The sequence below is a fragment of the Nocardioides sp. NPDC000445 genome, from assembly GCF_040300245.1.
In the GTDB taxonomy this organism is placed as follows: Bacteria; Actinomycetota; Actinomycetes; order Propionibacteriales; family Nocardioidaceae; genus Nocardioides.
Genome location: NZ_JBEPDH010000029.1, coordinates 40358 through 61587, shown reverse-complemented (window position 1 = coordinate 61587; position 21230 = coordinate 40358). Strand labels below are relative to the sequence as shown.

Here is a 21230-nt window from a genome sequence, read left to right as displayed (position 1 = left end):
GTCGTGTCTCACCTTTTCCTGCGGTTGGATGCCTTCGCTCCCCATCACTTTAACGCCCTTCGCGTAACCCCCCGCGGGGGCGCGGGGGCGCTTCCGCCCCCCCCCCCCCCCCGACGGGAGTGACGCTTCGCGCGACGTACGTGACGCCTCGGCGCTAGCGGGTCGTCATCCCCATCCGCTCCAGCGCGACCGACTCCAGGAGCTGGACGAGGTTGTAGAGCACCAGCGTGACCACGGTGATGATCGCCACGGCTGCCCACAGGTCGTCGAAGCGGGCGGCGGCGGGGAACTTCTGGATGTTGCCGCCGATGCCCTTACCGGTCGAGAGCCACTCGGCCAGGAGCGCGCCGGTGACGGCGCCGGGCACCGAGACGCGGGCGGCGGCGAAGATCGACGGGAGCGCGCCGGGCAGCGACACCTTGCGGATCGCGGTGAGCCGCGATCCGCCGTAGACGGCGACGAGGTCCAGCGACTGCGGCGAGGCCTGCGAGAGCCCGAACAGGACGGCGGCGAGTGCCGGGAACAGCACCACGATGATCCCGAGCACCACGACCGAGGCGGTCGAGGCACGGCCGGTGATCAGCATGACCACCGGAGCGATCGCGACCAGCGGGATCGAGCGCAGCAGCAGCGCCAGCGGCATCACGCCGGCCTCGACCGTACGCGACAGGTTGAACAGCACCGCCGCCACCACTGCGATCGCCATCCCGGCGAGGAAGCCGAGCGCGGCGTCCCTCAGGGTCACCCAGGTCAGCGGGAAGAGCTCCGCCCGGTGGGCAGCCGCGTCCGGCCCGGTGAAGAGGTGGTCGACGACGTCCAGAGGCCCCTTCGCGACGAACTCCGAGACGCTGGAGAACGACACGAACGCCTGCCAGAGCACGACCACGATCGCCAGCGCGGCGACGGTGTGCAGCACCGGCCCCAGGACGGCCCGCGACAGACCCTTGGCACCCGACCTCATCCGGACCTCCCAGCGACCCATGGCGTCACCAGACGCGAGACCAGCCCCAGCAGCAGGTAGCCGGCCAGGGCGACCAGGGCGCAGACCAGGAAGACGGCCCAGAGCCGCTCCGGGTCGGGCTTGCCCTGCAGCACGATCAGCGTGCGCCCGACGCCACGGTCGGTGGAGCCGAGGTACTCGCCGAGCACGGCACCGAGGATCGCGGTCGGCACCGCGATCTGCAGCGCGTTGAGGATCGCCGGCACGGCCGCGACGAGGCGTACCTTCACCAGCTGGGTCCACACCGACCCGCCGTAGACCCGCACCACGTCGAGCGAGGCGCGATCGGCCGACTTGAACCCGAGCACGGCGCCGACGACGGTCGTGAAGAAGACCATCAGCGCGGCCAGGAAGATCGACGTCTTCGACGGGTCACCGGGCTGCTCGGCGCCGCCGAGGACCACGATCGAGATGCCGCCCACGGCAACCACGGGCAGGCAGTACGTCGTCACCGCGATCTGCATGATCATCGGCTCCAGCCACGGCACCAGCAGCACCAGGGAGGCCAGCAGCAGGGCGATCAGGTTGCCCCAGAGGAACCCGATCGACGCCTCCATCAGCGTCTCCCGGAGTACGCCGTCCCAGAACGCCGACGGCCCCGCGGCGGCCATCTCGGAGAGAACCGTCCACGGCGGCGGCACCGGCGTGAACCCGGTGCCGGGGTCGGGCGGGAACACGGTCACGGCCACGACGGCCCACAGCACGAAGAGGGTGACCACGCCGATCAGACCGGCCACCCAGCCGGCCAGCTGTTGACTCAGCCGCATCAAGACTCCGCCTCGGCGCGCCCGTCGTCACCGAAGAGCAGTTCGGACGCCCGGTCGGCCAGCGCGTGGAACTCCGGCGTACGCATCATGTCGGGCGTGCGCGGCCGGGGAAGGTCGACCTCGATGATCTCCTTGATCCGGCCCGGTCGTGGCGACATCACCGCGACCCGGTCGGAGAGGAAGATCGCCTCGTTCACGCCGTGGGTGACCAGCAGCGTGGTCGCCGGCTTCTCGGTCCAGATCCGCAGCAGCTCCAGGTTGAGGTTCTGCCGGGTCATGTCGTCCAGCGCGCCGAACGGCTCGTCGAGCAGGAGCACCGACGGCTTCAGCGCGAGCGCGCGGGCGATCGAGACCCGCTGCCGCATCCCACCGGAGAGCTGCGCCGGGCGCGCCTTCTCGAAGCCCTCCAGCCCCACGAGCTTGATCAGCTCGTGGATGTAGGACATGTCGGGACGGCGGCCGGCGACCTCGAAGACGAGCTTGATGTTGCCGACCACCGAGCGCCACGGCAGCAGCGCGTGGTCCTGGAACGCGATCCCCAGCTCGGAGTCACGCCGCAGCTCGGCGGGAGCCTTGCCGTCGACGTACGCCTCTCCGCTGGTGGGCGTCTCCAGGCCCGCGAGGATCCGCAGGATCGTCGACTTACCGCAGCCGGAAGGCCCCAGCAGGGCCAGGAACGAGCCCTGGTCGGTGTGGAGCTCGGTGTCCTTGAGCGCTGTGACTGCCTTCGACCCGGAGCCGAAGACCTTGCTGATTCCGGAGATGTGGATGCCGGTGCCGCCACCGGTCTCCGCAGCGGGAGCACCGGCATCCATGAGCTTGTTCTCGGCCATGACTACTTCTGGTAGTCCTTGAGCTCGGGGTTCTCCTCGTAGATCTCGTCGATGATCGAGGTGTCGAACAGGTCCTCGGCCGAGACCTCCCAGCCGGCGGCGGCGAGCGAGTCGACGGTCTGCTGCTGGAGCTCCTCGGAGATGGTGAAGAGGCCGTTCTTCTCGGTCTCCGGCGTCGAGATCAGCTTCTGCGACTCCTCGAGACCACGCTTGGTCTTGACCGGGTCGAGCTCACCGAAGCTGGCCTCGAGACCGTCGGAGTCGCTGGCCGCCTGGTTGTAGTGGGTGGTGACGACCTTGACGACCTCGTCGGAGGGGTTCTTGAAGGTCTCGGTCCAGCCCTTGATCTCGGCGGTCAGCAGCGCCTTGAGGAGGTCGCGGTTCTCGGCGAGGTACTGGTCGGTGACGGTGTAGGTCTCGGCGACGTACGGCACGCCGTTCTCGGCGTAGGGCAGGTTGGTGACCTCGTGACCGGCCATCTCGACGGTGATCGACTCGTTGGTCAGATAGGCCATGAAACCGTCGACCTGGCCCTTCATCAGCGGGGTCGGGTCGAACTCGACCGGGACGACGGTGATGTCGTCCTTCTTCTCCTCCAGGCCGTTGGCCGCCAGGATCGCCTTGAAGACGTTGACGTTGGAGTCCTGGACGCCGATCTTCTTGCCCTTGAGGTCGGCCGGCGTCGCGATGTTGCCGCCGTCCTTGAGGGAGAGGATGGTGAACGGGTTCTTCTGGAAGGTGGCGCCGATGATCTTCAGCGGCGCCTCCTGCTCGGCGATCGCGGAGCCGACCGAGGCAGCGTCGTTGATGGCGACCTGGACCTTGCCGGAGAGCAGCTTGGCCACGCCGGTGTCGGGGCCGGAGATGCCGTTGACCGCGTCGAAGCCGGCTTCCTCGTAGTAGCCCTTGTCCTCGGCGTAGAACTCGCCGGCGAACTCCTCGTTCTTGATCCAGGAGTACTGCATCGAGATGGTGCCGAAGCCCTCCTCGCTGCTGCCTTCTTCGGAGTCGGAGCCGCAGGCGGCCAGAGTGGTGGCGGCGACCAGGGTCAGCAGGGCCGCGGCGGCCCGGCGTTGAACTGACGTACGTCGCGAGGTCCGAGAGGCGGGGGTAGACATCGAAACGAGTTCCCTTCGAGGAGTGTCACGCATAGGTTTCGGGGACCGTAGCGAGCGGAGGTTTCAGGGGCTGGCACTGGCGTTTCGGCGTTGTAACGACCCTTTCAAGACGAACTCTCGAACAGGGCGTTCGGTCCCGAGACACGGCGTCCGCTGGACAAGAATGCCGTGACTGTTGTCTAGTTACCCAACGCGTTCGGCCGCGTCGTGTGTGCCATCCACCACACCGAGTTCGCCGTTATCGGTTCGTGATCAGCCCGAGACCTTTCGGTGACCAAACCGTCAGGTCGTACGCCGCAGCAGCGGCGGATGCAGGTGTTCGGCGGAGCCCCGGCGGAAGAGCTGAGCCGGCCGGCCACCGTCCCGGGTCGTCGTGGTGCCCGTGGGCTCGAGGAAGGCCTCGGTCTTGGTGACCTTGCGATGGAAGTTGCGGGGGTCGAGGCGCTCGCCCCAGACGATCTCGTAGACCCGGCGCAGCTCGGCGACGGTGAACTCCTCGGCACAGAACGCCGCACCCAGCGGTGAGTACTCCAGCTTGGAGCGGGCGCGCTCGACACCGTCACGCAGGATCGCGGCGTGGTCGAAGGCGAGGCCGCCGCCGGCCAGGAGCGAGTCGACCGGCCACCACTGCGCCTCCGCCGCGTCCGAACCGGCCGCGGGCACCGGCAGGTCGGGCGCCAGCGCGAGATAGGCGACGGTCACGACCCGCGTCCGCGGGTCCCGCCCCGGAGAGCCGTACGTCGCGAGCTGCTCGACATGCACGCTGCCCGGCCGCATGCCGGTCTCCTCCGCGAGCTCGCGCGCCGCCGCCTCCTCGAGGCCCTCGTCGTCGAGGACGAACCCACCCGGAAGCGCCCAGGCGCCTCGATAAGGCTCGATGCCGCGGCGTACGACCAGGGCGCAGAGCGCGTCGTCACGCACGGTGAGCACGACGAGATCGACGCTGACCGCGAACTTGGGGCACTCCACGTGGCAGACCCTAACGCTCGGCGATCGCTCCCGCGGCCGCGGCGAGATCCGCCACTCCGGCGGCGAGTTCGTCGGGCCGGTCGGTGGCCAGGTCCAGGTGGAAGCCGAACAGCGAGGAGTCGACGAGCGTGACGATCCGGCCCGCACGCTCGGGCGGCGCGCCACAGGCGGTGAGGTAGTCGCGCAGCGCGGCGTACCACAGCTCGTTGGTCTCCCGGACGACCGAGCGATAGGGCTCCATCCCGATCAGCCCGGTCGCGGCTGCCTGCAGGTAGATCTGCAGGCAGCTGTGCAGGGGCTCGGTGCGGTAGGCCCGCCACAGGGTCTCCACCCCGGCGCGTACGTCATCGGCCGGCTCCAGCGCCGCGATCGCTGCGACGGAGAGCTCGTTGGTGCGCGCCACCACCGCGGCGACGAGCTCGTCGCGACCGCCGAAGTGGTAGATCAGCATCCGGTCGCTGGTGCCGATCGCCGCCGCCAGCGGACGCAGGGTCAGGCCGATCAGCCCGTGCTCCAGCACGTGGTCGACCACCTGCCCGAGGAGCTCCTCCTTGCGGTCCATGAAAAGCATTATGCCCAACATGTAGCGACTGCTACATTTGGCATGATGTAGCAGTCGCTACATGCGCCTCAGGAGGACCCGAAGATGTACGCCGCCATTCTGCTCGTCGCCGCCATCGCGATCGAGGTGGTCAGCACCGCGCTGCTCCCCCGCACCGAGGGCTTCCGCAACCTCGGCTGGTCGGTCGCCGTCCTGGCCGGCTACGGCGCCTCGATCTGGCTGCTCTCGGTGGTCGTGGAGCGGATGCCGGTCTCGGTGGCGTACGCCATCTGGTCAGGCCTCGGCACTGCCCTGGTCGCGGGGATCGGCGTGATGTTCCTCGGTGAGCACCTCACCGCCGCCAAGGCCGGCTTCCTGGCGATGATCGTCGTCGGCGTGGTCGGGCTGAACCTCTCCGGCGCCCACTGAGCCGACCGGGTCAGATCGCCGCGGCCGCGGCCCTGCCCGCCGTACGTCCCGAGAACAGGCAGCCGCCGAGGAACGTGCCCTCGAGCGCGTTGTAGCCCATCATCCCGCCGCCGCCGAAGCCCGCGACCTCGCCGGCCGCATAGAGCCCCGGAAGCGGGGTGCCGGCGGCGGTCAGGCAGCGGCCGGACAGGTCTGTCTCGAGCCCGCCGAGGGTCTTGCGGGAGAGGATGTGCAGCTTGACCGCGATCAGCGGGCCGGCCTCGGGGTCGAGGATCCGGTGGGGCTTGGCGGTGCGCTGCAGCTTGTCGCCGCGGTAGTGGCGGGCGGCGTACAGCGCGGTGATCTGGGCGTCCTTGGTGAAGTTGTTGGCGATCTCGCGGTCGCGGGCCTCGATGATCCGGCGCAGCTCGCTCTCCTTGATCTGCGGGCCGGTCGGGTCCTTGTCGGCGAGGCCGTTCATGCCGTGGACCAGCGCGGTGAGGTTCTCGGCGACCACGAAGTCCTCGCCGTGCTCCATGAAGCTCTTCACAGGCCCGGGACCCTTGCGCGCCCGCTCGGCGAGCAGCTTGATGTCCTTGCCGGTCAGGTCCGGGTTCTGCTCGGATCCGGAGAGCGCGAACTCCTTCTTGATGATCTTCTCGGTCAGCACGAACCAGGAGTAGTCGTAGCCGGTCTGACGCAGGTGCTTGAGCGTGCCGAGGGTGTCGAAGCCGGGGAAGAACGGCGCCGGGAGACGCTTGCCGGTCGCGTCCAGCCACAGCGATGAGGGGCCGGGCAGGATCCGGATGCCGTGGTTGGCCCAGATCGAGTCCCAGTTGCGGATGCCCTCGACGTAGTGCCACATCCGGTCGTCGTTGATGATCTTGGCGCCGGTCGCTCCGGTGATGGCGAGCATCCGGCCGTCCACGTGCGCCGGGACGCCGGAGACCATCGACTTCGGCGGGGTGCCGAGGCGGGCGGGCCAGTGCTTGCGGACGAGGTCGTGGTCGCCGCCGATGCCGCCGGAGGTGACGATCACGGCCTGGCCACTGAGCTCGAAGTCCTCGACCTCCGTGCGCGAGGAGGCCTGGCCGCGCTCGATGTCGCTGGGCTCGAGCAGCTTGCCGCGTACGCCGACGACGGCTCCGTCCTCGACCACGAGATGGTCGACGCGGTGCCGGAAGGCGAAGGTGATCCGGCCGCTGTCGGCGTGGGCACGCACCCGCCGCTCGAACGGCTCGACCACGCCCGGCCCGGTCCCCCAGGTGATGTGGAAGCGCGGCACCGAGTTGCCGTGGCCGTCCGCGCGGCCGTCGCCACGCTCGGCCCAGCCGACGACCGGGAAGATCCGGTGGCCCATCTGGCGCAGCCAGGACCGCTTCTCGCCCGCCGCGAAGTCGAGGTACGCCTCGGCCCAGCGCCGCGGCCACAGGTCCTCGTCACGGTCGAACTGGGCGGAGCCCATCCAGTCCTGGAGCGCCAGCTCGGGTGAGTCGTGGATGCCCATCCGGCGCTGCTCGGGGCTGTCGACGAGGAAGAGCCCGCCGAGGCTCCAGAAGGCCTGGCCGCCCAGTGACTGCTCCGGCTCCTGGTCGACCAGGAGAACGCTCTTTCCCGCGTCCGCGACCTCGGCCGCTGCTGCCAGGCCGGCGAGGCCGGCTCCTACCACGATCACGTCGGCGTGCTTCGTCATGTCGGCAGATCCTGCCACCATATCTACCCGCGAGTACATGGAACCTGTCGCCCGACCGTTCCGTCAGATGGACAGTTGGCGGACTCGCACCCCGAAGCGACCGTCGATCGGTGCCCGAGCGGATAGATTTTTTGATCGTGATCGACCCCAAGGTGATGGCCAAGAGGCAGCAGAAGTGGGTCCAACGCGGCATCGACCGCACCGAGACCTGGCTGGGCCGTAGCGGCAGCAGACTCGGTCCGCTGATCCCGCACATCGCCACCGCGGGGGTGCTCACCGGGGACGAGGACCACGGCTGGATCCCTCAGGGCCTGGCGTACTCCCCCGAGGCCGAGCTGCTCCTGCAGGGCTACTACGGGGACAAGCTCGGCTCCGCGCTCGCTCTGATCGACAGGCCATCGGGCGAGCTGATCAACGCCGTCTACCTCGGCGGGCCGAAGGGCAGCGTCAGCGGCCCGGTCAACGCCGGCGGCGTCGCGGTCATCGGCGACGAGGTCTACGTGTGCCGCGAGGGGAACCCGCCCCGCCTCTACCGCTACTCACTGACCCAGATCGTCCACGCCGAACCGCTCTCGACCGTCTCGACCGTCTCCCCGCTGGTCGCCCTCGCCGCCGGCTCCTACCTCGCCGCCGCGAAGGACCTGCTCTACGTCGGGTCGCACGCGAACAACCGCCTCTACAAGTACATCCGCAAGGACGACACCTGGCAGATCAAGACCCCGATCGGCGTACGCACCCCCGTCGGCACCCAGGGCGTCGTCGTCCGGGAGGAGGAGTACGTCTTCAGCGTCAACCGTGGCCCCGCCCGACGCAGCCAGCTGATCGTGCAGGACCGGGTCACGATCCGGCCCCGCGCTCTGCAGTGGCTCCCGAACCTGGCCGAGGGCGTCGCAGAGGTCGGGGACGAGTTCTTCGTGACCTACCAGTCGGGCGCCAGGCCCTACTCCCGCGGCTCCTCCCGGGGCCAGACCTGGCCCTCGGCCCACATGACCTGCACTCCCCTGGCCAAGCTGGGCCTGGAGCCGCGGAAGTCGGCAGACTCCCTCTGATCGAGCCTCGTTATCAGGCCGGCCAGTCGGTGATGTCGGCGTACTCCTCGCCGTGCCGCTTCAGCCACCCCGCGACGTACGGGCAATGCGGGATGATCCGCTTCCCCTTCGCCCTCACGTCGGCCAACGCGAACGCCACCAGCTTCGAGGCGAGCCCCTGCCCGTTGTAGGCCTCCTTGACCTCCGTGTGCACGAAGTCCACGTGCTCGTCGTCGGGCAGCCGGTAGGCCGCCAGCCCCGCGACGGTCTCGCCGTCACGGATCTCGTAGCGATGCCTGGCCGGGTTGTCTACGTACTCGATCTCGCTCACGCGCCTATTCTGCGCATAGTCGTACGTCGGTGGTGTCGAGAACGGTGTGGAGGAGCTCAGCCACGCGGGACGCCCCGGACCGGACCGAGCCAGCGGGGCGTGGCACTCCGGTAGGAGTCGTACGCCTCGCCGAAGCTCCATGACAGGGCGCGCTCCTCGGCGGGGATCTGGGTGCGATCGATGACGGCGACGAAGGCCGCGACGGGGACGAGCGGCAGCCAGCCACCGCGGAGAACGGCGTGGGCGGTGAGGAGACCGGCCATGCCGACGTACATCGGGTTGCGGGTGTAGCGGAACGGCCCGTCGGTGACGACCGCGGTCGCACCCTCGGGCTCGAGCGGGTTGAACGTGGTGTCCTTGTGCTTGAACGCCCGGGCGGCTCCGCCGGCGACATAGACCGAGCCGGCCGTGAGGAGACCGGCCGCGACGGACCGCACGAGCGTGGGTCGGCGGCCCCGAGCGAGCAGATGCTGGGCGGCGAGGCCCACGGCGACGTAGACGGGCGGCGGCACCTTCGGCATGCGTTCCACCGTAGCCGGGCCGCGAAGGTCCGTACCCCTCTTTCTTGGGTAAAGAGAAGTTCAGTGCAAGAGCGCGCGAACCAGGCGCTCGGCGACGTCCGGAGCGGGCTCCGTGCGCTCGAGGGAGTGGAGCACGAAGCCACCGACCAAGGCGCGTACGAACTCCTTGACCGGCAGGTCGGCGGGCAGCTGGCCGGCCTCGACGGCCGCCTCGATACGGGTCGAGACGGTGGCGGTGATGCCGAGCGCGTCGTTGAGGCGCGTGCCGATGTCGGGGTTCTCGCAGGCGGCCGCGACGAGCGAGCGGACGAGGCCGTCGTTGCCGGGCTGGGCGACGAGGTCGATGAGGCTCTGCATCCAGGCGATCAGGTCGGCGCGGATGTCCCCTGTGTCTGGTACGACCGGGTGGTCCGGCAGCAGCAGGTCCTCGATCATGGCGTCGGCGACGACCGCGCTCTTCGAGGACCACCAGCGGTAGATCGTCTGCTTGGAGACACCGGCCTCGGCCGCGATTCCCTCGATGGTGAGGTGGTCATAGCCCTGGCTGGCGAAGAGCCGCCCGGTCGCGTCGAGGACCGCCATGCGAGCCTCCTCGCTGCGTACGGCACCCCTTCGGCGCACTCCTGCTGACGCTGGCATGAACGGCATCCTAAGAGCCCGTGGCATCTCCTGGCCACGGCACAGGTGTGACACATCACTCGCTCAGCAGCCCTTGTCCATCGGCGCACAGGTGATTAACTGGACGCACCGTTGCGTATTACCGGAGGGATGCCGTCATGGCGGAGCTGTTGTACCGATTGGGCAAGTCGGCCGCGCGCCGCGCCTGGCTTGTGATCCTTGCCTGGGTGCTGGCGCTGTCCGGCGCCGCCGGGGCGTACGTCGCCTGGTCCGGCGAGCTCACCACCAGCTTCGACATCCCGGGCCTGCCGTCGTCCGAGGTGGTCGACGAGCTCCAGGAGGGGCTGCCCGACCTGGCCGGCGGCTCCGGCACGATCGCCTTCCGGACCGAGGACGGCACCCCGCTCAGCGCGACCCAGAAGCAGGAGATCCGGGCGCTGATCAGCAGCGCCGAGGACCTCCCCGACGTCGCCGCGGTCACCGACCCGTTCCAGACCGAGGCCCAGCGCAAGGCGCAGGCCGAGAAGGTCACCGAGGGCCAGGCCCGGCTCGAGGCCGGCCGGACCCGGCTCGACAGCGCCCAGGCCAGGCTCGACAAGGCGCAGGCCGACATCGACACGGCCCGCGCCCAGCTGCAGGCCGCCGGGATGCCGACCACCCAGATCGACGCCCAGCAGGCCGCCCTCGACAAGCAGCAGTCCAAGCTCGACGACAGTGCCGCCGACCTCGAGGCCAACACCGCCAAGGCCGAGAACGGCGCCGAGCTGCTCGAGCTCTCCGAGGAGATCCGGATGGTCTCCGCGGACGGTTCGGCCGCCCTCGTCAACGTCGCCTACTCCGTCGGCCGGCTGGAGATGTCGGAGGAGACCAAGAAGGCCACGGTCGACCACTTCACCGACAACCCGATCGACGGCGTCGAGATCGGCGTCTCCTCCGACATCTCCCAGGAGGCGCCCAACCCGATGGGTCCCGGTGAGATCGTCGGCGTCGGCGTCGCCGCGATCGTCCTCCTGGTCATGCTCGGCACGATCCTCGGCGCCGGCGTCCCGCTGGTCACCGCGCTGACCGGAGTCGGCATCGGCGCGCTCGGCGCGCTCTCCCTCTCCGGCGTCGTGCAGATGGCGTCGATGACCCCGATCCTGGGTCTGATGCTCGGCCTGGCGGTCGGCATCGACTACTCGCTCTTCATCCTCAACCGGCACCGCAAGCAGCTGCTCCACGGCGCCGACGTGAAGGAGTCGATCGCGCTCGCCAACGGCACCGCCGGCACGGCGGTCGTCTTCGCCGGCTCCACCGTGATCGTCGCGCTGGTCGCCCTCAACATGACCGGGATCCCGTTCCTCGGCCTGATGGGCTCGGTCGGCGCGGCCTGCGTCGCGATCGCCGTCCTGGTCGCGATCACGCTGACTCCGGCCATCCTCGGCCTCGTCGGTGGCCGCATCGTCTCCAAGCGCGCCCGGAAGAAGGTCGCCGAGCAGGACGCCGCCGAGGCCCACGCCACGCCGATGCCCACCTGGCGGGCGCTGGTCACGGTCGTCGCCTCCGTGGTCGCCCTGCTCGCTCTCGCGGTCCCCGCCCTCGACATGCGCCTCGGCCTCCCCGACGGCGGCTCCGAGCCCGAGGGCTCGCTGGCCAAGACCGCCTATACGATCACCGAGGACAGCTTCGGCGCCGGCGCCAACGGCCCCCTGCTGGTCGCCGCCGAGCTGCCCGACGGCCTCAACGAGGCCGGCATCCAGCGGGCCCAGCTGACGGTCGCCAGGGCGCTGGCGGACCTCGATGACGTACGCGCCGTGGCCCCGGCCGCGGTCTCCGAGGACGGTCGCACGGCGGCGTTCCAGGTTGTCCCCGAGGAGGGCCCCAACAGCGTCTCGACCAACGAGCTGGTCAACGCGATCCGGGAGATGCCGGCGGTCAACGGGGACATCACGCTCGGCGTCGCCGGCGCCACCGCGGTCGCGATCGACGTGTCGCAGGGGCTCAACGACGTACTCCTCCCCTACCTCGCCGTCGTCGTCGGCCTCTCGCTGCTGATCCTGATCCTGGTCTTCCGCTCGATCCTGGTCCCGCTCATCGCGACCGGTGGCTTCGTGCTCTCGCTGCTGGCGACGTACGGCGTCGTGGTCGCGGTCTTCCAGAAGGGCATCGGCGCGGAGTGGATCGGTCTCGACAGCACCGGCCCCATCCTGAGCTTCCTGCCGATCCTGCTGGTCGGGATCCTCTTCGGCCTGGCGATGGACTACCAGCTGTTCCTGGCCTCCGGCATGCGTGAGGCGTACGTCCACGGCGCCCCGGCCCGCATCGCCGTCGCCCAGGGCTTCCGGGCCGGGCGTTCGGTCGTGATCGCGGCCGGCCTGATCATGGTCTCCGTCTTCGGCGGGTTCATCTTCGCCGAGTCGGTGATGATCCGCTCGATGGGCTTCGGGCTCGCGCTCGGGGTGCTGCTGGACGCGTTCATCGTCCGGATGCTGCTGATGCCGGCGCTGATGCACCTGCTCGGCCGCTCCGCCTGGTGGCTGCCGAAGTGGCTCGACCGCATCCTGCCGAACGTGGACGTCGAGGGTGCCGCGCTCGAGCGCGCCCACGGCGCCGACGAAGCCGACGGCGCCACGGTCAAGCGGGAGAAGGTCTCTGTCTGAGGAGACCGTCGGTGGCGGCCGATAGGGTCACTCGCGTGAATGCGCTGACTCCCGAGCTGGATGTCCTGCGCCGCGTCTTCGGCTACGACGAGTTCCGCGGCGAGCAGGCGGAGATCATCGCGCACGTCGCCGGCGGCGGCGATGCGCTCGTTCTGATGCCGACCGGTGGCGGGAAGTCGCTGTGCTACCAGATCCCGTCCCTGGTGAGGGCCGGGACCGGGGTGGTCATCTCACCGCTGATCGCGCTGATGCAGGACCAGGTCGACGCGCTCTCCGCGCTCGGCGTACGCGCCGGCTTCCTCAACTCCACCCAGATGCCCCACGAGCGGCAGCAGGTGGAGAAGGCGCTGCTCGCCGGTGAGCTCGACATGCTCTACCTGGCCCCGGAGCGGCTGCGGGTGCCCGAGACCGGCCGGCTGCTCGACCAGGCGAAGATCTCGCTGTTCGCGATCGACGAGGCCCACTGTGTCTCCCAGTGGGGTCACGACTTCCGGCCCGACTACCTGCAGCTCTCCCACCTGCACGAGCGCTGGCCGGAGGTGCCGCGGATCGCGCTGACCGCGACCGCCACCGCCGAGACTCGGCGCGAGATCGCCTCCCGGCTCAACCTGGAGGACGCCCGTCACTTCGTGGCCTCCTTCGACCGGCCCAACATCCAGTACCGGATCGCCCCGAAGGACAAGCCGGCCAAGCAGCTCCTCGACCTGATCCGCACCGAGCATCCCGGCGAGGCCGGCATCGTCTACTGCCTCTCGCGCAACTCGGTCGAGCGCACTGCCGCGACCCTGGTCGGCGCCGGGATCCCGGCGCTCCCCTACCACGCGGGTCTCGACGCCAGGACCCGCGCTCAGAACCAGTCCCGCTTCCTGCGCGAGGACGGCATCGTCATGGTCGCCACGATCGCCTTCGGGATGGGGATCGACAAGCCGGACGTACGTTTCGTGGCTCATCTCGACCTGCCCAAGTCGGTCGAGGGCTACTACCAGGAGACCGGCCGGGCCGGGCGTGACGGGCAGCCGTCGACCGCGTGGCTGGCCTACGGGCTCGCCGATGTCGTCCAGCAGCGGCAGATGATCGAGACCTCCGAGGGCGACCGCGCCCACAAGCACCGGCTAGGCCAGCACCTCAACGCGATGCTCGCGCTGTGCGAGACCGTCGACTGCCGCCGGGTGCAGCTGCTGCGCTACTTCGGCCAGGCCGCCGAGCCGTGCGGCAACTGCGACACCTGCCTGGCCGCGCCGGAGTCCTGGGACGGCACCGTGCCCGCCCAGAAGGTGCTCTCCACCGTCATCCGGCTCGACCGCGAGCGCAACGGACAGCGCTTCGGGGCCGGGCAGATCGTCGACATCCTGCGGGGCAAGGAGACCGAGAAGGTCCGCCAGTTCCGCCACCACGAGCTCTCGGTCTTCGGGATCGGCACCGACATCGCCGAGAGCGACTGGCACTCCGTCATCCGGCAGCTGCTGGCCCGGGAGATGCTCGCGGTCGACACCCGCTACGGCGTCTTCTCGGTGGCCGAGCCCGCCGGCCCGGTGCTGCGCGGCGAGCAGCAGCTGATGCTCCGCAAGGAGCCGCCGCGGCAGGCCCGTCGCAGCTCCGGGGAGCGGAAGCCGAAGGTGGCCGCCGCCGACCTCTCGCCCGAGGCCGCCGAGGTCTTCGAGCGGCTGCGGGCATGGCGCGGCGAGGTCGCCAAGGAGCAGGGCGTGCCGGCGTACGTCGTCTTCCATGACGCCACGCTCCGCGAGATCGCCACCCGGCTGCCGGCCAGCCGCGAGGAGCTCGGCACGATCAGCGGGATCGGCGAGGCGAAGCTGGAGAAGTACGCCGACGGCGTGCTCGCCGCTCTCTAGGTCGCCGGCTGCTCGCTCCCGCGCCCTCGGTAGGCTGCGCCGCGATGAGTTCTGAGGTCTGGTACGTCAGCTATGGATCCAACATGTGCCGCGACCGTCTCCGCGCCTATCTCCTCGGTGGCCAACCGGAGGGTGCGCGGCGGTCGTACGTCGGGGCCCGTACGCCGGCCATGCCCGTCGACGACGCCGCTGTCGATCTCCCCGGGCGACTCTATTTCACGGGTGAGTCGACGACGTGGACCGGTGGGGTGGCGTTCTACGACCACGACGCGGCCGGGTCGTGGACTGCTGCCCGGGCCTTCCGGATGACCGCCGAGCAGTTCGCCGACATCGCCGCCCAGGAGATGGACCGGCTGCCCACCGTCGGCGACCCGATCGAGAAGGTCGTCATCGACGGGCTCGAGAAGGGCCGCCACGAGGCCGGCCCGGGCCACTACGAGACCCTGATCGAGGTCGGTCGCCGCGACGGCCTCCCGATGCTCACCTTCACCGCGCCGCACGGCTTCGACGCCGTCCCCCACACCCAGCCGTCGGCTGCGTACGTCTCGATGCTGGTTCGCGGGCTCGAGGAGTCACGCGGCTGGGATCACCGGCAGGCGGAGGCGTACGTCAGGGAGCGCTGCTGAGCGCCTCGCGCAGCATGCGCACGGCCTTGGGTCCGACGCCGTGGAGCGTCAGCAGAGCATCCAGGTCGTCCGGAAGATCTGACAGCGTGCGATAGCCCGCAGCGAGCAGCGCGCCTGTCGCGGGCCGCCCGATCTTCACGCCATCGAAGACCGGCCCCGCGTCGTTCGTCGTCGACATGGCGGCCAGGCTACTGCCCGGGCGCCGGGACGAGCAGACGTCCGGGCTAGCCTGCCCGCATGAAGATCGGACAGGCGGACGAGCGCGCGCTTCTCGAAGGAATGGTCGACATCCAGCGGGACGAGATCAACGCCATCCTCGAGGACCTCGACGACGAGGAGGCGCGACGGCGGTTGGTCCCGTCGCTGACCACCCCGTTGGCGCTGGTGAAGCATGCGACCTTCGTGGAGAAGGTGTGGTTCCACGCCAGGGTGGCGGGAGTGCCGCGCCAGGAGATCCGGCTGCCCGACACCGTCGACGCGAGTTTCCTGCCGGACCCCGAGGACACGGTCGAATCCGTCCGGGCGGCCCACCGCGCGTCCTGCGAACGCTCCCGCGAGATCGCCGCCGGACACGAGCTGGACGATGAGTTCGACTGGCACGGCAACCCGGTGTCGCTGCGGTTCATCTACGCGCACATGATCCAGGAGCTCGCCCGCCACGCCGGGCACGGCGACATCCTCGTGGAGCAGATCAAGGCTTCCCGCGTCGGCTAGCTGTTGCTCACGCCCCGCTCGAGACGGTCGGCTCGGCACCGGGCTGCCTGGTGGGCACTCGGCGGGCGAAGAACAGGGCGACGAGAGAGATCAGCGCGAGCACCGACAGGGCGGCCCGCAGCCCGTCGAGGCGGGAGGCCGTGTTCTCCTCGATGATGGCGGCGGACGTACTGTCCGGCACGCCGGCGTCGGCCAAGGCGTCCTCCAGCTCGTCGTCAGGGACGAAGGGGATTCCTCCAGCGAGTTCGACCGCGGCGGTCGAGGAGAGGCTGTCGGGGACGTCGGGGTTGTTCTGGATCCCGGTCAGGAACGATGAGGTCAGGGCAGAGATCAGCACGGCGCCCGCAAGGGCCGTGCCGATCGACGCGCCCAGGTTGGTGACCGTGTTCTGCAACCCGCCGACTTCCGGGCTCTGCTCGTCTGGGACCGCAGAGACGGTGACACTGCCCAGCTGCGAGGCCAGCGCTCCCACGCCGAGTCCGGCCAGCAGCATCGGCCAGGTGACGACTTCGGGCCCTACGCCGACCTCGAGCGAGACCAGCAGAGAGACGTTGCCGGCGAAGAGGGCGGCGAACCCGACCCTGACCACCCTGCGGGGCGAGGCGTTTGGAAAGAGCTTCGGGATGCCGACCGCGGCGAGCAGCAGGGTGAGGGACAGCGGAAGGATGCGCACCCCGGTCTCGACCGCGGACAGTCCGAGGGCCACCGACAGGAACAGCGGCACCGAGAAGAACAGGCCGGCCTGCAGGAGATACTGGAAGAAGAAGGACGTCAGGCCGCCACGTAGCACTCCGTTGTCGAGGATCGCCGGGTCGATCAGCGCTGACCTCCCCTCCTGTTGGCGCCGTCGCTCCCATCCCAGGAACGCCCGGAGCACGAGTCCACCGGCGATCACGAGCCAGAGGACAGGTGAGACGCCGAGCCATGACGGCGCCCCCTCCTTCGGGATCAGGAAGCCCCAGGCCCCCGCGCGCAGGATCCCGAACACGACCAGGCCGAGCCCGAGCGCCGATATCACGGTGCCCACCAGGTCGAGGCGTGCGCTCGGGTCTGCGGGCGCGTCCGTCATCCTCTTGGTGAGGAGCAGGATGCCCAACACGATCAGGACCTCTCCGGCGAACACCCACCGCCATGAGGCGTACGTGGTGAGCATTCCGCCGATCAGCGGTCCTGCGGCCACTGCGATCGCGCCTGCTGCCGCCACCAGTCCATAGGCGCGCGGTCGTTCGGCCCGAGCGAAGTTCGTGGCCACGAGCGAGACGATCGCCGGCATGATCAGCGCGGCCCCGACACCCTCCAGGAACGACCATCCGATGAGGAGCACGGTCAGGTTGGGAGCCAGTGCCGTCGTCGATGAGCCGACACCGTAGATGACGCAGCCGATCGCGAAGGCCCGCTTGGTGCCCAGCAGCTGGCCCACTTTTCCGCCTGTGATCATGAGGCTGGCCATCACCAGCGTGTAGAGGGTGATGGCCGTCTGGATCCCCGTGACCGTCGTGTCGAGATCCTCGGCCACCGTTGCGATGGAGACGTTCATGACCGAGCTGTCCAGGGTCATCAGGAACTGCGCCGAGGCGAGCGTGAACAGGACGGCTCGTGATCCGGCGGTCACGGCTGCGCCTGTCACGTTGCTCATGACAGCCATTCGAGACGACCAGCGCGGCTTGCGAATCACCCATGGCGCGTGATCCGGACCGGGACCGTGCGCCCGAACCTCGTCTCGCCTGCCAGAAATGGTTCGTACGTCTGGCCTGCCGTGCCGGAGAATCAGACTCGTGCCGTCCCTGAACCAGTTCGCCGCCTTCGCGCTGGCCTCTTTCGTCTTCATCCTGATCCCGGGCCCGAGCGTTCTCTTCGCCCTCGGCCGGGCTCTGACCGCCGGACGCCGCGATGCGGTGCTGTCCGTGGGTGGCAACGCGTCCGGCCAGTTCCTCCAGGTCCTGGCGGTGGCCATCGGGCTCGGCGCGCTCGTGGCCGCGTCCGCGACGGCGTTCACGGTCGTGAAGCTGGTCGGCGCTGCGTACGTCGTCTATCTCGGGATCCAGGCGATCCGTCACCGCGGCGATGCCCGCGCGGCCCTGGACGGTGGCGAGGTTGCGAGAGTGAGCGGGTGGGGCGCGGTCCGCACCGGCGTCATCGTCGGCGCGACGAACCCGAAGACGATCGTCTTCCACCTCGCGTTCCTGCCCCAGTTCATCGACACCTCGGCGCCGGCCGTTCCGCAGATCCTCCTGCTGGGTGCGATCTTCTCGGCGATGGCCTTTGCCTGCGACTCCGGCTGGGTCTTCGCTGCCAGCCGCGCCAAGGCCTGGTTCGCCCGCAAGCCCAAGCGTCTCGACGGCCTCGGCGCCGGTGGCGGCGTTGTGATGATCGGACTCGGCGCCACCTTGGCGACCGCATCCCACGGCGCCTGACCGACCCGAGCCGAACGCCGGCAACCGGCCGTCAGCCGCCGAATTCCGAAGACAGGAGCGCCTCGGTCATCGAGACTGGGACGCATGCGGACTCCACTCTCGGGCCTCATCGCGGCCGCACTCGCCTCGCTCGCCATCACCTCGGGGGCCCTGGCGACTCCCGCCCACGCCACCGAGCCTGCTCGCGCCGAGGAAGGGCGTCCGGACCCGCTCCTGGCCTTCAACCACGCCTGGGCGATGGTCGACCGGGAGACGGCCGACGCGATCGAGCACTCCGACTACCTGGGCGAGTTCGCCGACCGCCGGATCAGCACCGGCAACGACGGCACCTCGACCTGGACGGGTCGCTACCTGCTCGGCAAGGAGACCTACCTGGAGTTCTTCGGGCCGGGCGACGCTCCCGACGCGGTCGCCGGTGACACCGGGCTCGCCGTGTCCGCCGACAAGGACGGTGACCTGGCCACCGCCACGGACAACCTGCGCGAGCTGGTCGCCGACCCGGTCGAGTTCACCCAGGTGACCGACCTCGGCGGCGGCAACCCGATCCCGTGGTTCGACGTCACCTACACGACCGCGACCTACGACACCTTCTTCTCCTGGGCGATGGAGTATCGCGACGAGTTCCTCGAAGACCCGCGGCTCTCCTTCCCGCCCGCCGCCTACGAGGGCGACGTCAGCCGCGACCGCTACAACCGCGACCGCTATCTCGACCACCAGCTGCGCGACGTCATCGGCATCCAGATCGCCACGACCGCCGCCGACATCGAGAAGATGGTGCCGCTGTGGCGCGCAGCCGGGATCACCATCCGGGTCCTCAAGGACGGCGGCGTCCTCGCCTTCGACGGGATGACCACGATCCGCCTGCTCCCGGTCCAGGCCGAGGAGGCAGGCGTACGCCACATCATCCTCGCCCTCAACGAGGCGGCCGAGGAGCCTCACACCGAGACGATCGGGAACTCGACGCTGCACGTCGGCCCCGGGGCGTACGCGTTGTGGACCTTCGACCCGATCGAGGCCACCGCGACCGCCCGCTCCCAGGGGTCCGGCAGGCCGCTCCACCCCGCGTTCGGCGGCTGAGGAGTAATCTCCGCAGCAATGGCAGGGAACACCCGACAGACTGGCACGAGCGTGACCAGCCGGGCACTTGCGATCCTGAGCGCTTTCGACGAGCAGCACCGGTCGATGTCGCTCAGCGACATCGCTGCCCGCGCCGACCTTCCGCTCGCCACGACCCATCGGCTCCTGGGCGAGCTCTTCCGGTGGGGTGCCCTGGAGCGTCTTCCTTCCGGCGAGTACGTCATCGGCCGGAAGATCTGGGACATCGGCCACCTGGCCCCTGCCGAGACCGGGTTGCGCCAGGTCGCCGAACCGTTCCTCCACGACCTCTACGGCGCGACCCTGGCCACCGTCCATCTCGCCGTACGCGAGGAGCTCGAGGTGGTCTACCTCGACCGGCTGCGCGGCAACCAGTCCGTCCCGGTGGTGAGCAAGGTCGGCGGGCGCCTGCCGCTGCACACCACCGGCGTCGGCAAGGTCCTCCTCGCCCACGCTCCGGTCGAGGTCCAGGACGCGGTGCTGGGCGCCCTCACCCGGATCACCCCCTACACGATCACCCAGCCGGGCGTCCTCCGCAGACAGCTGCGGCAGGTGCTCGACAAGGGCTACGCCACCACCCGCGAGGAGATGAGCCTCGGCGCCTGCTCGATCGCCGTCCCGATCCATCGCCGCGACGAGGTGGTCGCCTCCCTGGGCCTGGTGGTGCCCACGCTCAAGGGCAGCGAACAGAGGCTGTACGGCGCACTCCGTGTCGCCGCACAGTCGATCGGCCGGCGGCTCTGAGGAAGTCGGCTAGGAAAAATTTCGGCGATGCTTCCACTGAGTGGAAGCTGTGTCGATGATCACAGGGCGAGTGCTCGTAGGTTCGCCCCCATGAATGTGTCCGCAACCACATCGTCCACCGTCAGTGGCGATACCCGGAGCCTGTGGCCGGTCGTCCTCTGCTGGCTCGCTGTCGCCCTCGATGGCTATGACCTCGTCGTTCTAGGAGCGGTCATCCCCACGTTGGCGGGGACCGGCGCGCTCGGGTTCACCGAGGCGTCGCTGACCACGGCCGCCACCGTCGGCCTGATCGGCGTCGGCATCGGCGCCGTGGCCATCGGCCCGCTCGCCGACCGGTTCGGCCGTCGCCGGACCCTGATCAGCAGCATCGCGCTGTTCTCGCTGCTCACCCTGGCCGTCGCCTTTGCTCCGAACGCCACGGTGTTCATCGTGCTGCGCTTCCTGGCAGGTCTGGGCCTGGGCGCCTGCCTGCCGACGGCCCTGGCGTTCATGAGCGAGCACGCCCGCCAGGGACGCTCGGGCACGGCCATGACGCGGATGATGACCGGCTACCACGTCGGAGCCGTACTCACCGCTCTGCTGGCCCTGTGGGTGATCCCGCACCTGGGCTGGGAGGCGATGTTCGTGATCGGCGGCGTCGCGGGCCTGCTGACGGTCCCCGTGATGTGGGCGAAGCTCCCGGAGTCGCAGGCCTACCTGGAGACCGTCGAGGCCGAGAAGGTACGTCCCTCCGAGGTCGTCCGCGGCCGCCTGCTGTGGGTCAGCCTGGGCCTGTGGGCGGCGTCGTTCTGTGGACTGCTGCTGGTCTACGGCCTCAACACCTGGCTGCCGACGATCATGGGCGAGGCGGGCTACTCCCTCGACGCCGGGCTCGGCCTGCTCCTCACCCTGAACGTCGGCGCCGTGATCGGACTCGTCCTGGCGGGCCTGATCTCCGACGCCAAGGGCAACAAGCCGACGGTGGTGACCTGGTTCGGCGTGGCCGCGCTGATGCTGGCCCTGCTGTCGATCAAGATGGAGAGCAGCTTCCTGGTGTACGCCGCGGTGCTGGCCGCGGGCATCTTCGTCTTCAGCGCGCAGGTGCTGGTCTACGCATTCGTCAGCCACCTCTACCCCGCCCGGATCCGCGGCACGGCGCTCGGCATGTCCGCCGGCATCGGCCGGGTCGGCGCGATCGTCGGGCCGTTCCTCGGCGGCGCGCTCCTCACCGCCGGCATCGCCTATCCGTGGGGCTTCTACGCCTTCGCCGGCGCGGCCGTGATCGCCATGCTGGCTCTGCTGACCGTGCCGGCACATCCCAGCAACTGACCACCCGACATTC

At 69.7% G+C, this 21230-nt stretch carries 22 protein-coding genes; 10 read left to right on the top strand and 12 right to left on the bottom strand.

The window, feature by feature from the left end:
* Window positions 1–154: 154 nt before the first annotated feature.
* From ABT304_RS28565 to ABT304_RS28540, 6 genes are all read right to left on the bottom strand, one after another.
* Window positions 155–982, bottom strand: a complete 828-nt coding sequence (locus ABT304_RS28565; protein WP_350720504.1) for an ABC transporter permease — start codon at window positions 980–982, stop codon at window positions 155–157.
* Window positions 958–1767, bottom strand: a complete 810-nt coding sequence (locus ABT304_RS28560) for an ABC transporter permease (RefSeq protein ID WP_350720502.1) — start codon at window positions 1765–1767, stop codon at window positions 958–960. The genes ABT304_RS28565 and ABT304_RS28560 overlap by 25 nt, the downstream gene beginning before the upstream one ends.
* The gene (locus ABT304_RS28555; RefSeq protein ID WP_350720500.1) at window positions 1767–2600 is read right to left on the bottom strand and encodes an ABC transporter ATP-binding protein; all 834 of its coding nucleotides are present in this window, start codon (window positions 2598–2600) and stop codon (window positions 1767–1769) included. Before ABT304_RS28555 ends, ABT304_RS28560 begins: the two co-directional genes overlap by 1 nt.
* Window positions 2601–2602: 2 nt before the next feature.
* Window positions 2603–3718 carry an ABC transporter substrate-binding protein gene (locus tag ABT304_RS28550; protein ID WP_350720498.1) on the bottom strand — a complete coding sequence of 372 codons (1116 nt, stop codon included), beginning with the start codon at window positions 3716–3718 and terminating at the stop codon, window positions 2603–2605.
* A 282-nt stretch (window positions 3719–4000) separates the two neighbouring features.
* Entirely contained in the window at window positions 4001–4687 is a 687-nt protein-coding gene (locus ABT304_RS28545) for an NUDIX hydrolase (protein ID WP_350720496.1), read from the bottom strand.
* 10 nt (window positions 4688–4697) lie between these two features.
* Entirely contained in the window at window positions 4698–5249 is a 552-nt protein-coding gene (locus ABT304_RS28540) for a TetR/AcrR family transcriptional regulator (protein ID WP_350720494.1), read from the bottom strand.
* A gap of 84 nt (window positions 5250–5333) precedes the next feature.
* Here ABT304_RS28540 and ABT304_RS28535 point away from each other — a divergent pair, with 84 nt between their 5' ends.
* Window positions 5334–5657 (top strand): DMT family transporter, encoded by a 324-nt coding sequence (locus tag ABT304_RS28535; RefSeq protein WP_160024812.1) that lies wholly within the window; start codon window positions 5334–5336, stop codon window positions 5655–5657.
* 10 nt (window positions 5658–5667) lie between these two features.
* Here the strand turns inward: ABT304_RS28535 and ABT304_RS28530 are convergent, their stop codons facing one another.
* Window positions 5668–7329 (bottom strand): FAD-binding dehydrogenase, encoded by a 1662-nt coding sequence (locus tag ABT304_RS28530; RefSeq protein WP_350720492.1) that lies wholly within the window; start codon window positions 7327–7329, stop codon window positions 5668–5670.
* A 137-nt stretch (window positions 7330–7466) separates the two neighbouring features.
* Here ABT304_RS28530 and ABT304_RS28525 point away from each other — a divergent pair, with 137 nt between their 5' ends.
* Window positions 7467–8378: a hypothetical protein gene (locus ABT304_RS28525; protein WP_160024814.1), complete on the top strand. Its 912-nt coding sequence runs from the start codon at window positions 7467–7469 to the stop codon at window positions 8376–8378.
* A gap of 13 nt (window positions 8379–8391) precedes the next feature.
* Here the strand turns inward: ABT304_RS28525 and ABT304_RS28520 are convergent, their stop codons facing one another.
* Genes ABT304_RS28520 through ABT304_RS28510 form a run of 3 tightly spaced genes read right to left on the bottom strand, consistent with a single transcriptional unit; the run spans window position 8392 to window position 9848 of the window.
* A complete protein-coding gene (locus ABT304_RS28520; protein WP_091048948.1) occupies window positions 8392–8688 on the bottom strand; it encodes a GNAT family N-acetyltransferase in 297 nt (98 codons plus the stop codon).
* Between the two features lie 56 nt (window positions 8689–8744).
* Window positions 8745–9209, bottom strand: coding sequence for a methyltransferase family protein (locus ABT304_RS28515; RefSeq protein WP_350720490.1), 465 nt, complete (start codon window positions 9207–9209; stop codon window positions 8745–8747).
* 60 nt (window positions 9210–9269) lie between these two features.
* Window positions 9270–9848 (bottom strand): TetR/AcrR family transcriptional regulator, encoded by a 579-nt coding sequence (locus ABT304_RS28510; RefSeq protein WP_350720488.1) that lies wholly within the window; start codon window positions 9846–9848, stop codon window positions 9270–9272.
* 137 nt (window positions 9849–9985) lie between these two features.
* On the opposite strand from ABT304_RS28510, the gene ABT304_RS28505 reads away from it, so the two are divergent.
* The 3 genes from ABT304_RS28505 to ABT304_RS28495 are packed head-to-tail and all read left to right on the top strand — an operon-like array spanning window position 9986 to window position 14942.
* Window positions 9986–12466, top strand: a complete 2481-nt coding sequence (locus ABT304_RS28505; protein WP_350720486.1) for an MMPL family transporter — start codon at window positions 9986–9988, stop codon at window positions 12464–12466.
* A gap of 35 nt (window positions 12467–12501) precedes the next feature.
* Window positions 12502–14316: a DNA helicase RecQ gene (gene recQ, locus ABT304_RS28500; protein ID WP_350720485.1), complete on the top strand. Its 1815-nt coding sequence runs from the start codon at window positions 12502–12504 to the stop codon at window positions 14314–14316.
* Window positions 14317–14360: 44 nt separating this feature from the next.
* On the top strand, window positions 14361–14942 hold the full coding sequence (locus ABT304_RS28495) for a histone deacetylase (protein ID WP_350720484.1): 582 nt from the start codon (window positions 14361–14363) through the stop codon (window positions 14940–14942).
* Here the strand turns inward: ABT304_RS28495 and ABT304_RS28490 are convergent.
* Window positions 14926–15120, bottom strand: a complete 195-nt coding sequence (locus ABT304_RS28490; protein WP_350720482.1) for a helix-hairpin-helix domain-containing protein — start codon at window positions 15118–15120, stop codon at window positions 14926–14928. The genes ABT304_RS28495 and ABT304_RS28490 overlap by 17 nt on opposite strands.
* A gap of 59 nt (window positions 15121–15179) precedes the next feature.
* Here ABT304_RS28490 and ABT304_RS28485 point away from each other — a divergent pair, with 59 nt between their 5' ends.
* Window positions 15180–15656, top strand: coding sequence for a DinB family protein (locus ABT304_RS28485; RefSeq protein WP_350720480.1), 477 nt, complete (start codon window positions 15180–15182; stop codon window positions 15654–15656).
* Window positions 15657–15663: 7 nt separating this feature from the next.
* On the opposite strand, the gene ABT304_RS28480 is transcribed toward ABT304_RS28485, so the two are convergent.
* Window positions 15664–17292, bottom strand: a complete 1629-nt coding sequence (locus ABT304_RS28480) for an MFS transporter (protein WP_350720478.1) — start codon at window positions 17290–17292, stop codon at window positions 15664–15666.
* 139 nt (window positions 17293–17431) lie between these two features.
* Here ABT304_RS28480 and ABT304_RS28475 point away from each other — a divergent pair, with 139 nt between their 5' ends.
* From ABT304_RS28475 to ABT304_RS28460, 4 genes are all read left to right on the top strand, one after another.
* The gene (locus ABT304_RS28475) at window positions 17432–18070 is read left to right on the top strand and encodes a LysE family translocator (RefSeq protein ID WP_350720476.1); all 639 of its coding nucleotides are present in this window, start codon (window positions 17432–17434) and stop codon (window positions 18068–18070) included.
* Between the two features lie 84 nt (window positions 18071–18154).
* Window positions 18155–19147: a DUF5829 family protein gene (locus tag ABT304_RS28470; RefSeq protein WP_350720474.1), complete on the top strand. Its 993-nt coding sequence runs from the start codon at window positions 18155–18157 to the stop codon at window positions 19145–19147.
* 51 nt (window positions 19148–19198) lie between these two features.
* Window positions 19199–19909, top strand: coding sequence for an IclR family transcriptional regulator (locus tag ABT304_RS28465; RefSeq protein ID WP_350720472.1), 711 nt, complete (start codon window positions 19199–19201; stop codon window positions 19907–19909).
* Window positions 19910–19999: 90 nt separating this feature from the next.
* Window positions 20000–21217 carry an MFS transporter gene (locus ABT304_RS28460; RefSeq protein ID WP_350720470.1) on the top strand — a complete coding sequence of 406 codons (1218 nt, stop codon included), beginning with the start codon at window positions 20000–20002 and terminating at the stop codon, window positions 21215–21217.
* Window positions 21218–21230 lie beyond the last annotated feature (13 nt).